The sequence below is a fragment of the Caulobacter sp. FWC2 genome, from assembly GCF_002742625.1.
In the GTDB taxonomy this organism is placed as follows: domain Bacteria; phylum Pseudomonadota; class Alphaproteobacteria; order Caulobacterales; family Caulobacteraceae; genus Caulobacter.
The window spans coordinates 55279-70271 of the sequence record NZ_PEBF01000001.1 but is presented as its reverse complement, the minus strand read 5'-3'; the positions used below and the strand labels follow the sequence as shown (position 1 = coordinate 70271).

Sequence of the window (14993 nt, the reverse complement as noted above, 5' to 3'; positions counted from 1 at the left end):
GATAGGGCCTTATTGCGAAGGGTGTTTAAAGGCAAAGCGCAGCGGAACGAAGAGTTTTCATCCGCTTGGCGTCCCCGCGTGCAGTTCCGCCAACCATGCGTCTGCGGTGACATCGGACGGCATCCGCCAGTCGCCGCGCGGCGAGAGGGCGCCGCCCGACGAAATCTTCGGTCCGTTGGGTACGGCCGAGCGCTTGAACTGGTTGGCGAAGAACCGCTTCAGGAAAAGCTCCAGCCAGCGCTTGATCTCGGCCAGGTCGTAGGCGCGCCTCGCGTCGTCCGGCAGGCCGACGGGCCAGCCGCCCTTTTCCGCGTCATGCCAGGCGGTCCAGGCCAGGAAGGCGATCTTGGACGGCGCCATGCCGTAGCGCGTCATGTAGTAGAGGTTGAAATCCTGCAGGGCGTACGGCCCGACAAAGCTTTCGGTGGCCTGAGCCTTCTCGCCCGGCACCAGTTCCGGCGAGATCTCGGTGGCCAGTATGTCCTCCAGCAGCGCCGTGGTGGCCGCGTCGACGTCGCCGGAATGGGCCACGAAGCGGATCAGGTGCTGGATCAGCGTCTTGGCCGCCCCGCAATTGGGATTGTAGTGGCTCATGTGGTCGCCAACGCCGTAGGTGCACCAGCCCAAGGCCAACTCGGACAGATCGCCGGTCCCGACCACGAGCGCCGCGTTATGGTTTGCCAGGCGGAAGAGGTAGTCCGTCCGTAGGCCCGCCTGCACGTTTTCGAAGGTCACGTCGTAGACCGCCTCGCCGCGCCCGAACGGGTGGTCGAGGTCCTTCAGCATCTGGGTCGCGGCCGGACGGATATCGAGCTCGGCGGCGGTGACGCCCATGGCCCGCATCAGCGCCCAGGCATTGTCCTTGGTGCGATCCGAGGTGGCGAAGCCCGGCAGGGTGTAGGCCAGGATGTTGGCGCGCGGCAGTCCCAGTTGGTCGACCGCCTTGGCCGCCACCAGCAGGGCCTGGGTCGAGTCGAGGCCGCCGGAGATGCCGATGACCAGCTTCTTGAGCCCCGAAGCCTCCAGCCGCCGGGCCAGCCCCTGGACTTGGATATTATAGGCCTCGTAGCAGTTCTCGCGCAGCTTGGCGGGATCCGACGGCGTGAACGGAAAGCGCTCGATCGGGCGGGCCAGGGCCAAGTCACCGGGCGGCGGCTGGAAGGCGAAGCCCACCGTCCGGAACGGGACCTTGGGCGGGCTCAGCGCCATGGCGTCGCCAAAGCTGCCGACCCGCATCCGCTCCTGGCGCAGGCGGTCGACGTCGATGTCGGCGAAGGTCCAGGCCGCGCCGGTCGAGAACCGCGGGCTCTGGGCCAGCAGGGCGCCCATCTCGTGTATGTCGACATGGCCGTCCCAGGCCAGGTCCGTCGAACTCTCGCCCGCCCCGGCCGCCGAATAGACATAGGCCGCGATCATCCGCGACGACTGGCTGGCGCAGAGCAGGCGACGCGTCTCGGACTTGCCGATGGTGATATTGCTGGCCGAGAGGTTCAGCAGGATCTCGGCCCCAGCCATGGCCTGGGTGGTGCTGGGCGGGGTGGGCGTCCAGACATCCTCGCAGATCTCGACGCCGACGGTGAACGGCGTCACGCCCTCGCCGTGGAACAGGACGTCGGTCCCGAACGGCGCGCTGTGTCCGGCCAGGGTCAGGAGCTTGCCCGTCACGCCGGCGCCCGGCGTGAACCAGCGGCGCTCGTAGAACTCGCGATAGTTGGGCAGGAAGCTTTTGGGCACGACGCCCAGCACCTTGCCGCCGTGGATCGCCACGGCGGTGTTGTAGAGCCGTGCGTTGTCTCGAAGCGGCGCGCCGACCACGATCATCGGCGCAAGGTCGGCGCTGGCCTCTACCAGGGTCGCGACGGCCGTCTCGACCGCGTCCAGCAGCACGTCCTGCTGCAGCAGGTCATCGATCGTGTAGCCAGTCAGGCCAAGCTCGGGGAACACGATGACCGCCACGCCGGCCTCATGCGCCTCGCGGGCCAGGGCCAGCACGCTCCGCGCATTGGCCGCCGGATCGGCCAGTTTCACCTTGGGAACGGCGGTGGCCACGCGGACGAAGCCGTGGCGATAGGGCGAGAAGAACGACGGACTACCCAAGGAACCGGCCTTTCAGGGTTATGCTTAAATTGAGCATAAGTCTGGCTTCACCTATAACGCCCCCGGACGATGTTGCATAGCGTCCTCAACATGTCGCCAGAAGCCCCGCGCGGGTTGACCCCCGGGGGTTCCCATGCGAGTGCGCCCCTCGCGCAGCCCCGCAAAACATAGAAAAGACGGAAGCCCCCATGCCCGTTTCGCCCATCAAGATGGCCGACGCGATCCGCGTCCTTTCCATGGACGCCGTGCACAAGGCCAAGTCCGGCCACCAGGGCATGCCGATGGGCATGGCCGACGTCGCGACCGTCCTGTGGGGTAAGTTCCTGAAGTTCGACGCGTCTCAGCCGAACTGGCACGACCGCGACCGCTTCGTGCTGTCGGCAGGTCACGGCTCGATGCTGCTCTATTCCCTACTTCACCTGACCGGCTTCAAGGCCGTGACGATGAAGGAGATCGAGAACTTCCGTCAGTGGGGGTCGCTGACCCCCGGCCACCCGGAAGTGCATCACACCCCCGGCGTCGAGACCACGACCGGTCCGCTGGGCCAGGGCCTGGCCACCGCCGTCGGCATGGCGATGGCCGAAGCCCATCTGGCCGGCCGCTTTGGCTCTGAGCTCGTCGACCACCGCACCTGGGTGATTGCCGGCGACGGCTGCCTGATGGAAGGCGTCAGCCACGAGGCCATCAGCATCGCCGGCCGCCTGAAGCTGAACAAGCTGACGGTGCTGTTCGACGACAACAACACCACCATCGACGGCGAGGCGACCATCGCCGAGACCGGCGACCAGGTCGGCCGCTTCAAGGCCGCCGGCTGGGCCGTGAAGGTGGTCGACGGCCACGATCATGCGAAGATCGCCGCCGCCCTGCGCTGGGCCACCAAGCAGGACCGCCCGACCATGATCGCGTGCAAGACGCTGATCTCGAAGGGCGCGGGTCCGAAAGAAGGCGACCCCCACAGCCACGGCTACACCCTGTTCGACGACCAGATCCGCGACGCCCGCGTCGCCATGGGCTGGGACGCCGAGCCGTTCACCGTGCCGGGCGACATCGCCACGGCCTGGAAGAGCGTCGGCCGTCGCGGCGCCAAGGTCCGCAAGGCCTGGGAGGCCAAGCTGGCCGCTTCGATCAATGCCAGCGACTTCAAGCGCGCCATGGCGGGCGAGTTGCCGGAAAGCGCTTTCGAAGCGCTCGACGCCCACATCGCCAAGGCCGTAGAGACCAAGCCGGTCAACGCCACCCGCGTCCACTCGGGCTCGGCCCTGGACCAGCTGATCCCCGCGATCCCGGACATGATCGGCGGCTCGGCCGACCTGACCGGCTCGAACAACACCCTGGTCAAGGGCATGGGCGCCTTCGACGCGCCGGAATACACCGGCCGCTACGTCCACTATGGCGTGCGCGAGTTCGGCATGGCCGCGGCCATGAATGGCATGTCGCTGCACGGCGGCGTGATCCCGTATTCGGGCACCTTCCTGGCCTTCGCCGACTACAGCCGCGCGGCGATTCGTCTTGGAGCTTTGATGGAAGCCCGCGTCATCCACGTGATGACCCACGACTCCATCGGCCTGGGCGAGGACGGTCCGACCCACCAGCCGGTGGAACAGGTCGCGTCCCTGCGCGCCATCCCGAACCTGCTGGTCTTCCGCCCGGCCGACGCGGTGGAAGCCGCCGAGTGCTGGAAGGTCGCCCTGCAACACCAGCGCACCCCCTCGGTCATGGCCCTGTCGCGCCAGAAGACTCCGCACGTCCGCACCGGCGGTGGCGACCTGTCGGCCAAGGGCGCCTATGAGCTGCTGGCGGCCGAGGGCGGCGAAGCCGAGGTGACGATCTTCGCCTCGGGCACCGAGGTTGGCGTCGCCGTCGCTGCGCGCGACATCCTGCAGGCCAACGGCAAGCCCACCCGCGTCGTCTCGACCCCCTGCTGGGAACTGTTCGACAAGCAGGACGCCGCCTACCAGGCTTCCGTCATCGGCACGGCGCCGGTGCGCGTCGCCGTCGAGGCCGGCATCAAGATGGGCTGGGAGCGCTTCATCGGCGAGGACGGCAAGTTCGTCGGCATGAAGAGCTTCGGCGCCTCGGCCCCGTTCGAGCGCCTCTACAAGGAATTCGGCATCACCGCCGAAGCCGTCGCCGAAGCCGCCGGCGCCTGATCGCCGAAGGGGTGGGGTTTAGAACTCCACCCCGATCCGCAGGATCGCCACCAAGGCGTGGCCCACACCGCTTTCGGCGCCAGGATCCATCAAGTACTGGATGTCGGGCTGGATGGTGACCGGCCCGATCTTATCCGCATAGGTCACTTCGATCGCGCTTTCCGCGCGTCTCAGGCGCAGGCCGGCGTCGATGGCGTTGTCGCGGTACTTGCCCGACAGGAACGCCTGGTTGACGCCGATCGAGAAGGCGCTATCGGGCCGGCTCTCGAAGACGTGCTCCACCAGCATGCCCGCCTGCCAGCCGCCTCTAAATGCGGTGGTGTCGCCGTCGGAGACGCCCAGGCGGGCGAAGGCGGTCGTCCTGCGAACATCCGCCTCGCCGGTCAGGCGGCGCTCCAGCAGCACATAGGCGCCGTGCGCCGTCGCCGGGGCGGGATCGCCCGACGGGGCCAGGAAACGGATGTCGTCCTGCTTGTCGGTATAGCGCCACGCGCCGAACGCCACCTTGCCCCGACCCTGCCAGCCGGCCTCGGCGATCAGCAGCAGGCCGTTATCGAGCGAGGTCTTGATCCCGCCCGGGTCACCCAGCACGCCGGCATTGGCGTTGAGCGCTGCGGCTTGGGCGTAGACGTGCGCGTCGGGCGTCCAGCGCAAGCGCACGGCCAGGGACGTGGACGGGAAGATCGACGGGCCGTTCGGGCCCGTGGCCGCCAGTTCCGAGCCGATGCCGAAGGCCGGCGCCAGCAGCATGCCGGCGCTGTCGTTGGCATAGAATTCGCTGTTGAGGTCGTAGAGGCCGGCGCGAATGGAGCCCTTGTCCCCAAAGCCCTGTTCGACCCAGGCCTCGAAGAGGCGGGCGCGGTGGCGCGTGACCTCGATATTGTCGACGCCCTGCAGCGTACCTGCATCCTCGTTCGGCATGCCGCCGCTGTTGTTCAGCAGCTCGAAGTGGGCGCTCGCGCCCTTCCAGCCGACGGCCTTGTCGAGGTCGAGGTCGCCGAAGACTTGCAGGTCGTCCAGCACGCGGCGGCGCTTGGCGAGCCCTCCGCTCACCGTGCCCGCGATATCGCCTGTATAGGCGCCGCTGAGCTTGAAGGCGCGGTCCTCGGCGTGCGCGGCAGGGGCGGCCAGGCCCCCGGCGGCGATCAGGAACGCGGCGACCGCCAAACGACTGGCGGCCCGGTTGGTCTTCGCCCTATTGGCCTGAGATTGGCGCATCCTTGCCCCCGGCTGCCCCGACGTTCGATCGGGCATGACCGTGATCGCTCGGGAGGGGGCGCCATCCGGTAAACCGGGCCTGTGGCGTGTCGTCGCACGCCGCCAAAGCTCAAAGGCAAGAACGTGCGGAGATCGACCGTGGCGGCCGATCGACATGGATGGAGATTTCTAGGGAAGGTCCTTGGTGGAGCCGAGGGGAATCGAACCCCTGACCTCCTCATTGCGAACGAGGCGCTCTACCATCTGAGCTACGGCCCCAAGGAGCGGCGGAGATACGGCCCCTGAGCGCGAACGTCAAGCGGGGTTATCACCACGCCTTGCCAGCAACCTCCGGGCGCGGCAAGAAGCTGAGGCATCAGACGGAAATCCCATGGCGCCGATCATCAATCTCGTCTTCTTCATCATCAACGCCCTGCTCGACCTGCTGTGGTGGGCGATCGTCATCTCGGCGATCCTGAGCTGGCTGTTCGCCTTCGATGTGATCAATCGGCGCAACCAGTTCGTCTACAACGTGGCGACCTTCCTGGACCGCGTCACCGACCCGATTCTCGCGCCTTTCCGCCGGATCATTCCGTCGATCGGCGGCGTCGACATCAGCCCGATCGTCGTGCTGCTGCTGCTGCGCGGCATCCAGCTGTTCATCATGCCGGCCCTGCAAGGCACGCTGCTGAATCTCCTTGGCTAAGGAAATCGTGGCCGTTCGGTTGACCCCGCGCGGCGGTCGCGACGCGGTGGACGGCTGGGCGCTGGACGGCGACGGGCGGCCCTATCTGAAGGTGCGCGTCTCCAGCCCGCCGGTCGACGGCGCGGCCAACGCCGCTCTTTTGGTCTTCCTGGCCAAGACCCTCAAGATCCCGCGATCGGCCGTTCGGCTGGTCGCCGGGGAGACCGCCCGCGTCAAGAGGTTGGAACTTGACGGCGTCACCGGCGCCAACCTTGAGGAGGCTTTCGGCCCGCGCCCTTAATTCGACTCCAAAAAGGAAAAAATTACCCGAGAAGCGCGCATGCCGAACGCCTGGCGCAAAATATTGCCCAAGGCCGTGCGCGGACCAAGCCGTTGACGAGCCGGGGATTTTTTATTTCCCTTTAGTCCTTCGCGCCTAGCCTTGGTTGTGAAGGGGATCGGGGAATCCCTCAGGGGTGCGGGCGTCCATGTCGACGATGGAAGTGCAGGGAGACGTAGCGCGCGTCACCGCTTCGCGGCTTGCGGACACGTATCTGCGCGTGGTGGCGACGGTCGTCATCGCCGTGGTGATGCAGGTCTATCTGCATACGACCTGGGGCTGGCTGTGGGCTCTGGCCTACCTGCTCTGCTGCGCGATCGGGCTCTGGGTGCGCCGCCCCTCGATGATCGATCCGGACGCCCCTGTCGCGACCTGGCGTCGCCTGGCCGCCTTCGTGGCCCCAGCCATCACCTCGACGGCGTTCGGCGCCCTGTCGATCGTGCTGTTTTCATCGCACATCCGTTTCGCGCCGACCCTGGGCGGCATGTTGCTGGCGGGCGCACTGCTGAACGTGGTGGTGATCAACGCCGGCAATCGCTCGGCCACCCTGATGGCCTCCACGCCCCACGTGCTCTATCTGCTGGTCGTCCCGTTCGTGGCCAAGGCGGCCAATCCGGGCGCCAATCTCGCGGATGTGCTGTGGTTTGGGGCGATCTTGATGATCGCCTCGGTCGCCGTGGCCAGCCGAACCCTTGACGCGGCCCTGAAGGCCGAGGCTGACGCCAAGGCCGAGGCCGAGCGCCGCCGCCACGAGGCCGAGGAGGCCGTGGCCGCGAAGTCCGCCTTCGTGGCGATGATCAGTCACGAGCTGCGCACCCCGATCAGCGCCATCCTGGCCGGGGCCGCGCGCCTGCACAGCGAGGTCCCCGAGGCCAGTTCCAAGGTCCACGCCCAGCTGATCGCCGACGCGGGCGGGTTGATGCGCACCCTGCTGAACGATCTGCTGGACTTCTCGCGCCTGGAAGCCGGCCGCATGTCGGTGGAAAAGAGCGCCTTCAACCTGCGCCAGGCCCTGTCCGACACCCTGCGCTTCTGGCGCCCCGAAGCGGCCCGCAAAGGGCTGCGCCTGCGGGTGACGGGAGCGGCCAGCCTGCCGCGCTGGACCGCCGGCGACGCCATGCGGCTGAAGCAGGTCCTGAACAACCTGCTCAGCAACGCCATCAAGTTCACCGAGCGCGGCCACGTCACCGTCTTGCTCGACGCCCAGCCCGTCGGCGATCAGATCCAGCTGTCGATCACGGTCCATGACACCGGTCCCGGCATCCCCGACGCCGCGCTGCCGCGCCTTTTCACGCCGTTCGACCAGCTGAACGCGACCGTCGTCCGCCAGTATGGCGGCTCGGGCCTGGGCCTTGCGATCAGCCGCGAACTGGCCCGCCTGATGGGCGGCGACCTGACGGCCGCGAACGCCTCCAAGCCAGGCGATGGGGGTGAGGGCGCACGCTTCACCCTGATCGCGATGCTTGAAACGGCCGAGACGCCGCGCGCCGATGACGAGAGCCGCTCGATCACCGGCTTGCGGGTGCTGGTCGTCGACGATCACGTCGTCAACCGCCGGGCCATCGAACTGGTCCTGGAGCCGTTCGGCGTCGACGCCACGCTGACGGAGTCCGGCGAGGAGGCCCTCGAACGCCTCCGTTCGGAAGTGTTCGATGCGGTGCTGATGGACCTCTACATGCCCGGGATGGACGGCCGGGAAGCCACGAAGATCCTGCGGTCCCGCGATGGCCCCAACCGCGACATCCCGGTGATCGCCGTCACGGCTTCGGCCACGCCCAAGGACTGGGAGGCCTGCGCCGCCGCCGGCATGAACGCCCACGTCGCCAAGCCGATCGACCCCGCCGAGTTGTTCAGCGCCCTGGCTCAGGTCCTGGCGGACGCGATCGCGTCACCCGAAGACGTCGACGTCGAGGCCAGCAGGGCCTGAAGCCGCGCGGTCAGCGCCGCCTCGTCCTTGAAGGCGCACTCCCAGACCACCTCGACCCGCCAGCCGGCCGCCCCCAGCGCCTCGACCGACCGCGCGTCGCGGGCGACGTTGCGCGCCACCTTGGCCAGCCAGTAGTCGCGATTGGCCTTGGGGACCCGCGCGCCTCGCGCGCAGTCATGCCCGTGCCAGAAGCAGCCATGGACGAAGATCGCCAGCTTGCGCCCCGGCATCACAAGGTCAGGATTTCCCGGCAGGTCCTTGCGATGCAGGCGATAGCGGGCGCCCAGACCCGTCAGGATGCGACGCAGGGCCTTTTCGGGCTTGGTGTTCTTGCTCTTTACCCGCGCCATGACGGCCGAGCGCTTGGCCTGATCGTAGACGTCGGTGGTCATGCCGAGGCGCTCATGGCCGCGTCTCGGGCGAAAAGCGGCCCAGCCGCAGGGTCCCGGTCAGCAGCAGCACCCCGAGCTGCTTGAGGCCCGGCCACCGCGACATCGGCGTGAAGAACCGGTCTCTGATCGCGGGCCAGAACGCGCCATGGGCCTGGAAGAGCGGCGTCAGCGCCTTGGAGACCAGTTGATAAACCCCGGTGTGGCGCCGCCGGTCGTCCTGCCAGGCGCGGACCGCCACGGCGGTCGGGCGGTGGTCGCGGTCGAGGCGCGCGGCCAGTTCGACGGCGTCGACGAGGGCCAGATTGGCGCCCTGCCCCAGTTGCGGGCTGGTGCCGTGGGCGGCGTCGCCGATCAGCACGCAGGCCTCGCGGTTCCAGCGCCCAACCGACACGTCGCGATAGACGGCGCGGGAAAAGCCTTCCCAGCCGGCTCGACCGTCGAGCAGGGCGGCGGCCTCGGGCCACAGCGACCCGAGGCGGTCGCGCCGCCAGGTCTCGAAGTCGGCGGCCAGGAAGGCGTCCATGTCCGCGACCGGCACGGACCAGAACAGGCTGACCTGAGCGGTCTCGCCCGCGCCGCCTCGGCCGACGGGAAGGACCCCGGTCATCACCTCGGCGCGGTGATAGACCTGACGCAGGGCGTTGGCGAAGCGGCCTTCGGGGTCGCTGGCGTTGGTCCAGACCGCGCCCCAAGGATAGATCGGCGCGCGTGCGCCGGGCCGCACGGCGGTCCGCAAGGTCGAGGCCGAGCCGTCGCCGACAATGGCCAGGTCAAACGGCCCGAAGGCGCGGCCGTTGTGGTCATGCAGGGTCGGTCGCGACGGGTCCTCAATCCGGACAATGCGCGCATCGGTGACGACCTCGACACCGGCCGGCGCCAGCTGATCATGCAGGGTGTCGAACAGCACCGCGCGATGGATGCCGACCCCATGAGCGCCGGCTCGCCAGTCGCCGTAGTCGAGGTCCATGACCCGGCGGTTGCGCGTGTCCTTGCCCTCGAGCCGGTCGACGCGAGCCCCGGCGGCGCGGATCGCGTCATCGAGACCCAACGCCTTCAGCGCCGCCAAGCCCGTAGGCTGAAGCAGCAGGCCCGAACCCACGGGGCGGGGCGCGGCGAAGGCTTCCAGCAGGGTCACCGCGTGGCCCCGTCGCGCCAGGGCCAGCGCGGCGGCCATGCCGCCGACGCCGCACCCGACGACGCCGATGCGCAGTGACGCGCCCACTGCGGGGCTCAGAGCCCCTCGAACAGGGCCGTGGACAGGTAGCGTTCGGCGAAGCTGGGGATGATCGCCACGATGACCTTGCCGGCATAGTCGTCGCGCAGGGCCAGGTCGAAGGCCGCCGTCAGGGCCGCGCCCGAGCTGATGCCGACCGGCAGTCCCTCGGTGTTGGCCGCGCGGCGCGCCATGGCGAAGGCGTCGTCATTGCTGACCTGGACGATGTCGTCGATCACGCCGCGATCCAGGATGCCCGGCACGAAGCCAGCGCCGATGCCCTGGATCTTGTGCGGACCAGGCGCGCCGCCCGACAGCACGGCCGAGGCTTCCGGCTCGACTGCGACCATCTTCAGCGACGGCTTGCGGGCCTTCAGCACCTGGCCGACGCCGGTAATCGTACCGCCGGTCCCGACACCGGAGACCACCGCGTCGACGGCGCCGTTGGTGTCGTTCCAGATTTCCTCGGCGGTCGACACACGGTGGACCAGCGGATTGGCGCCGTTCTCGAACTGTTGGGGCATGACCGCGCCGGGCGTGGCCTCGACGAGTTCCTGGGCGCGGCCGACAGCGCCGCGCATGCCCTTCTCCGCCGGGGTCAATTCCAGCTTGGCGCCCAGCAGCAGCAGCATCTTGCGGCGCTCGATCGACATGCTCTCGGGCATGACCAGGATCAGCTTGTAGCCCTTGGCGGCGGCCACGAAGGCCAGGGCGATGCCGGTATTGCCCGAGGTCGGCTCGATGATCGTCGCGCCAGGCTTCAGTATGCCCTGGAACTCAAGGGCCTCGATCATCGCCGCGCCGATGCGGTCCTTGACCGAAGCGATCGGGTTGAAGAACTCCAGCTTGGCCAGCACCTCGCCCTTGGGCTTCAGCTCGGCCGACAGGCGCGGCAGCCGGATCAGCGGCGTGTCGCCGATGGTGTCGATGATCGAGTCATAGATCTTGCCGCGACCAGCGCGCTTGAAACGCACGGCGTCGTAGAGGGAGGAAGCGTCGTCCATCTGAGAACCCAGAGCCTTAGGTTGCGGGAAGCGGGCCGCACCCTAGCCCCCGAGGCGGGGACTGTCAGCGGGTCATTCCGCGGCGAGGCTTGCAGTTTTGCTATCGAGCAGCGGCTCCAACAGGCTTTCGGCCAGCCAGCGGACCACCGGGACCGCCACACCGTCGCCAATCACCTGCAAGCCCGCCGTCTGCGAGCGCGGCAAGGCGTAGCTGTCCGGCAGCCCCATCAGGCGCGCGCCCTCGCGCGGGCTGACCAGGCGCGAGCGGACCTCACCGTTCTCGATGACCAGCAGTGTCTGGCGAGAGGAGCCGCCCCGCGGCGTACGCAGGCAGCCCGCCAGACCGTCGAACCGAACCTCGGCGCGCTGTTCGCCACCGCGCATTCGGCGAAACACAGCGCCGACCGAACGGCCGCCCGCCTTGCGCCGCGTCTCGACCGCCTGACGATGGCTGTCAGCCATCAGGGCCAGCAGGGCCTCGGTGCGCTCCGGCGGGTTCCAGGTCACGGCGACATCAGGCTCGAGCACGACGGCCAGGTCGGTGTTGCGGGACGGCGGCGACGGGACGCCCCACCAGATCCAGTGGGCCTGCAGGTCCTCGGGCAGGCGCGCCGCCGCTTCGCGCACGGCGCGGGTGTGGAAGGCGCTGGAGCCTTCCAGCGCTGCGGTCGGCAGGCGGGTGGCGACCACGAAGACGCGCGGCCGCGACTGCGGGACGAAGGCGCCGGCGTCGATCTCCAGCGCCCCGAAGCGGTAGCCCTCTTCCGAGAGCACCCCGCACAGGGCGGTGAAGTCGTCGCCATGGTGCGAGGTCAGCAGGCCGACCACGTTCTCGATGACGATCGCCGGCGGGGCGCGGCCCTGCGCCGACAGGGCCTTCATCAGGGTCCAGAAGCCGAAGAATGCCGAAGACTTGCCGCCCGACAGACCCGCGCGCGCGCCCGCCAGACTGAAGTCCTGGCAGGGACTGGAGGCCCAGGCCAGATCGGTGGTCGGCAAAAGGTCGGCGCTCAGGGCGAACACGTCGCCCTCGTGGAAGTGCCCTTCGGCGTCCGGAAAGTTGGCGCGATAGGTCGCCGCCTTCACCGCGTCGAAGTCGTTGGCGAAGGCGCATGCCCAGCCTTCGCCCAGACCAAGGCGGGCCATGCCGCCGCCGGCGAAGAATTCAAGGAAGGAGGGACGAGCGTTCCGATTCATCGACGCAGAGTCTAGCCTTTCCAGGCCTAGCCGGGATAGCCAGAGACATGCGCACCGCCGTCCTGATCGCCGCCCTTTTCGTCCTCACCGCCTGCGACGCGCCGCTGGGCTCGAACGAGGACGCGCCCCCGCCGGCCGACGCGCCGGTGACGGTCGGGCCGGACTATGGTGGCGACTTCGACGCGGTCGGGACCGAGCCCTTCTGGAGCCTCAAGATCCGGGCCGCCAGCATGACCCTGGCCCGTCCGGACCACCCGGAGGTCGCCACCGCCAATCCCGGCGTGCGAGCCGACGGCGACCAGGGCGTCTGGGACGGGACGGTCGGCGAGCAACGCCTCGTCCTGCGCCTGACGCCCGGCGATTGCAAGGACGGCATGTCCGATCGCCGCTACGGCTATTCGGCAGAAGTGTGGATCGACGGCGAAACCCTGCGGGGCTGCGCCGCCAAGACCCAGGACCTGGCGGCTCAGCCCCGGCCCTAGGTTGACGCGCGACGGGCTCTTCAGTCTCCCTTGGGCCCCAGATAGCCCGGCCCATAGACCGCCGCGCGGAAATCGCGGTGCAGGCTGGCGTCGAACGGGTAGGTCTGGACAAAGAACACGGCCGTCAACTTATTGGCCGGATCGACCCAGAACAGCGTCGTCTCCCGGCCGTCCCAGAAGAACTCGCCGACCGCGCCGCGGTTTTCCTCGGCCGTCTTGGGCTGGCTCTTGCGGACCGCGAAGTCGAGGCCGAAGCCGACCGAGCCCTTGCTGGGCAGCCACCAGGTCTCGGTGACGCGGGCGTCCAGGTGATCGGTTCCCATCAGCCGGACGGTCGAGGGCTTGAGGATCCGCACCCCGTCCAGCGTCCCGCCGCCCAGCAGCATGCGCGAGAAGCGGGCGTAGTCGTCGATCGGGGCCACGAGGCCCGCCCCGCCCATGGTCAGGCGGCGGCTGGGGTCGAAGTTCAGCTTGCGGGTTTCGGCGTCGTCCTGCCGGGCCAGCTTGCCATCGGCGCCCTTGTTATAGGTGGCGGCCAGCCGCGCGAAGGCGGCCTCGGGCTGAGTCCAGCCGGTCTGCGTCATGCCCAAAGGGTCGAGGATGTGGGCCTTGGCGTAGGCCTCGTAGGGCTGGCCGCTCAACACCTCGACCAGGCGGGCCTGGACGTCGACGGCGGCGCTGTAGCTCCACTGCGCGCCCGGCTGGTAGAGCAGCGGGACGGTGGCCAGGCGGCGGCTGAATTCGGCGAGATCGTTCTTCAGGTTCAGCGGATCGACGGTCTGATAGACCTTGTCGGCGGGAAGGCCGCGCCCGCCATACGAGAAGCCGGCCGTGTGGCGCAGGACATCGCGGATCAGGATCGGTCGGTTAGCCGGGACGACATTGCCCTGGGCGTCCATCACCTTCATGTCGGTGAATTCGGGCAGGTAGCGCGACAGCGGGTCGTCCAGGCCGAACTTGCCCTGCTCCCACAGCTGCATCAGCGCCACGCCGGTGACCGGCTTGGTCATCGAGAAGATCTGCACCAGCGTATCGCGGCGCATCGGCTTGCTCGCCTCGCGGTCGGCCATGCCGGCGGCGCCGAAATAGCGTTCCTGGCCGTCCTGCCAGACCAGGGCCGAGACGCCCACGGCCCGACCGCTGTCGACCATGGCCTTCAGGGCCGCGTCGATCCTGGTCCCGTTTATCTTAAGATGCTCGATCTTGACCGGAGCCGTAGCTTCAACCGCCGACGCCGGGCGAGCCAGGGCGGGCGCGGCCGGAACGGCCAGCAGCGTCGCCGCGATGACGGCGAGGATGATCTTCTTGGACACGTGGCCTCCCCGAACGCTTCTCATGACAGCGTTGGCCATGATGACGGGGACTGTCGCTGACGTCGGGCCGCTTTTCCAGCGTGTCGTAGTCGTAGACGCGGCCCCTGATCAGGTCAGGTCCCGCTCCTGGGTGGCGACCAGCTTCAGGTAGGCGCCGTAGGGCGACTTGGCCAGGTCGTGGGCCAGGCCCATCAACTGCTCGGTCGAGATCCAGCCGTTCTGATAGGCCACCTCTTCCACGCAACCGATCTTCAGGCCCTGGCGGTGCTCCAGCGTGCGCACGAACTCCGAGGCCTCCAGCAGGCTGTCGTGGGTGCCGGTGTCCAGCCAGGCGAAGCCCCGGCCCATGCGTTCGACCGACAGGTCTCCGGCTTCCAGATAGAGCCGGTTGATGTCGGTGATCTCCAGCTCGCCGCGCGCCGACGGCTTCAGGTCGCGGGCGAAGTCGACGACGCGGTGATCGTACATATAGAGACCGGTCACCGCCCAGTTGGAGCGGGGCTTTTCCGGCTTTTCCTCGATCGAGACGGCCTTGCCCGTAGCGTCGAACTCGACGACGCCGTAGCGCTGCGGATCGTTGACGAAATAGGCGAAGACGCTGGCCCCGGTCTTCGAGCGCTCCTTGGCCCCCTCCAGAATGCGGGTAAGGCCCGCGCCGTAGAACAGGTTGTCGCCCAGCACCAACACGGACGGCTGATTGCCGACAAAGTCCGCGCCGATGCGATAGGCCTCGGCCAAGCCGTTCGGATTGGCCTGTTCGGCGTAGGTGATGTTGATCCCCCACTTGGCGCCGTCACCCAGCAGCCCCTCGAACAGCGGCAGGTCGCGCGGGGTCGAGATGATCAGCACATCGCGCACGCCGGCCATCATCAGCACCGACAGCGGATAGTAGATCATGGGTTTGTCGAAGACGGGCAGCAGCTGCTTGCTGATCGCCATGGTCACGGGATGGAGGCGCGTGCCCGATCCGCCCGCGAGGATAATGCCCTTCATTAC

13 protein-coding genes and 1 tRNA gene are annotated in these 14993 nt (G+C 68.4%); 5 read left to right on the top strand and 9 right to left on the bottom strand.

Going from position 1 to position 14993, the window contains the following annotated elements; translation table 11 throughout:
• Positions 1-57: 57 nt before the first annotated feature.
• Positions 58-2097 carry an NAD(+) synthase gene (locus CSW62_RS00380; RefSeq protein ID WP_099575265.1) on the bottom strand — a complete coding sequence of 680 codons (2040 nt, stop codon included), beginning with the start codon at positions 2095-2097 and terminating at the stop codon, positions 58-60.
• Between the two features lie 188 nt (positions 2098-2285).
• Between CSW62_RS00380 and tkt the strand changes: the two genes are divergently transcribed.
• Complete coding sequence (gene tkt, locus CSW62_RS00375; protein WP_099575264.1) at positions 2286-4247, top strand: transketolase; 1962 nt, start codon at positions 2286-2288, stop codon at positions 4245-4247.
• Positions 4248-4265: 18 nt separating this feature from the next.
• On the opposite strand, the gene CSW62_RS00370 is transcribed toward tkt, so the two are convergent.
• Positions 4266-5465, bottom strand: coding sequence for a carbohydrate porin (locus tag CSW62_RS00370; RefSeq protein WP_099575263.1), 1200 nt, complete (start codon positions 5463-5465; stop codon positions 4266-4268).
• A 182-nt stretch (positions 5466-5647) separates the two neighbouring features.
• Positions 5648-5723: transfer RNA gene (locus CSW62_RS00365), tRNA-Ala, on the bottom strand.
• Positions 5724-5835: 112 nt separating this feature from the next.
• Between CSW62_RS00365 and CSW62_RS00360 the strand changes: the two genes are divergently transcribed.
• The 3 genes from CSW62_RS00360 to CSW62_RS00350 all read left to right on the top strand — a co-directional run bounded on the left by CSW62_RS00360 (position 5836) and on the right by CSW62_RS00350 (position 8396).
• The gene (locus CSW62_RS00360) at positions 5836-6150 is read left to right on the top strand and encodes a YggT family protein (protein WP_099575262.1); all 315 of its coding nucleotides are present in this window, start codon (positions 5836-5838) and stop codon (positions 6148-6150) included.
• Positions 6137-6430 carry a DUF167 domain-containing protein gene (locus tag CSW62_RS00355; RefSeq protein ID WP_099575261.1) on the top strand — a complete coding sequence of 98 codons (294 nt, stop codon included), beginning with the start codon at positions 6137-6139 and terminating at the stop codon, positions 6428-6430. The genes CSW62_RS00360 and CSW62_RS00355 overlap by 14 nt, the downstream gene beginning before the upstream one ends.
• A 187-nt stretch (positions 6431-6617) precedes the next feature.
• A complete protein-coding gene (locus CSW62_RS00350; protein ID WP_099575260.1) occupies positions 6618-8396 on the top strand; it encodes an ATP-binding protein in 1779 nt (592 codons plus the stop codon).
• Here CSW62_RS00350 and CSW62_RS00345 read toward each other — a convergent pair.
• The 4 genes from CSW62_RS00345 to CSW62_RS00330 all read right to left on the bottom strand — a co-directional run bounded on the left by CSW62_RS00345 (position 8333) and on the right by CSW62_RS00330 (position 12202).
• A complete protein-coding gene (locus tag CSW62_RS00345; protein ID WP_099575259.1) occupies positions 8333-8788 on the bottom strand; it encodes a very short patch repair endonuclease in 456 nt (151 codons plus the stop codon). The genes CSW62_RS00350 and CSW62_RS00345 overlap by 64 nt on opposite strands.
• Before the next feature lie 10 nt (positions 8789-8798).
• On the bottom strand, positions 8799-10010 hold the full coding sequence (locus CSW62_RS00340; protein WP_099575258.1) for an NAD(P)/FAD-dependent oxidoreductase: 1212 nt from the start codon (positions 10008-10010) through the stop codon (positions 8799-8801).
• Positions 10011-10018: 8 nt separating this feature from the next.
• Positions 10019-11005, bottom strand: a complete 987-nt coding sequence (gene cysK, locus CSW62_RS00335; RefSeq protein WP_099575257.1) for a cysteine synthase A — start codon at positions 11003-11005, stop codon at positions 10019-10021.
• 72 nt (positions 11006-11077) lie between these two features.
• Positions 11078-12202: a DNA cytosine methyltransferase gene (locus CSW62_RS00330; protein ID WP_099575256.1), complete on the bottom strand. Its 1125-nt coding sequence runs from the start codon at positions 12200-12202 to the stop codon at positions 11078-11080.
• Between the two features lie 47 nt (positions 12203-12249).
• On the opposite strand from CSW62_RS00330, the gene CSW62_RS00325 reads away from it, so the two are divergent.
• Positions 12250-12684: a COG3650 family protein gene (locus tag CSW62_RS00325; protein WP_099575255.1), complete on the top strand. Its 435-nt coding sequence runs from the start codon at positions 12250-12252 to the stop codon at positions 12682-12684.
• Positions 12685-12704: 20 nt separating this feature from the next.
• On the opposite strand, the gene CSW62_RS00320 is transcribed toward CSW62_RS00325, so the two are convergent.
• On the bottom strand, positions 12705-13997 hold the full coding sequence (locus CSW62_RS00320; protein WP_199170479.1) for a serine hydrolase: 1293 nt from the start codon (positions 13995-13997) through the stop codon (positions 12705-12707).
• 108 nt (positions 13998-14105) lie between these two features.
• Entirely contained in the window at positions 14106-14990 is an 885-nt protein-coding gene (gene rfbA / locus CSW62_RS00315) for a glucose-1-phosphate thymidylyltransferase RfbA (RefSeq protein ID WP_099575254.1), read from the bottom strand.
• Positions 14991-14993: the final 3 nt, after the last annotated feature.

Coding starts and splice junctions, on each gene's coding strand:
- tkt (WP_099575264.1), top strand. CDS start 2,286: ATGCCCGTTTCGCCCATCAAGATGGCCGACGCGATCCGCGTCCTTTCC.
- CSW62_RS00370 (WP_099575263.1), bottom strand. CDS start 5,465: ATGCGCCAATCTCAGGCCAATAGGGCGAAGACCAACCGGGCCGCCAGT.
- CSW62_RS00360 (WP_099575262.1), top strand. CDS start 5,836: ATGGCGCCGATCATCAATCTCGTCTTCTTCATCATCAACGCCCTGCTC.
- CSW62_RS00350 (WP_099575260.1), top strand. CDS start 6,618: ATGTCGACGATGGAAGTGCAGGGAGACGTAGCGCGCGTCACCGCTTCG.
- CSW62_RS00345 (WP_099575259.1), bottom strand. CDS start 8,788: ATGACCACCGACGTCTACGATCAGGCCAAGCGCTCGGCCGTCATGGCG.
- cysK (WP_099575257.1), bottom strand. CDS start 11,005: ATGGACGACGCTTCCTCCCTCTACGACGCCGTGCGTTTCAAGCGCGCT.
- CSW62_RS00330 (WP_099575256.1), bottom strand. CDS start 12,202: ATGAATCGGAACGCTCGTCCCTCCTTCCTTGAATTCTTCGCCGGCGGC.
- CSW62_RS00325 (WP_099575255.1), top strand. CDS start 12,250: ATGCGCACCGCCGTCCTGATCGCCGCCCTTTTCGTCCTCACCGCCTGC.
- rfbA (WP_099575254.1), bottom strand. CDS start 14,990: ATGAAGGGCATTATCCTCGCGGGCGGATCGGGCACGCGCCTCCATCCC.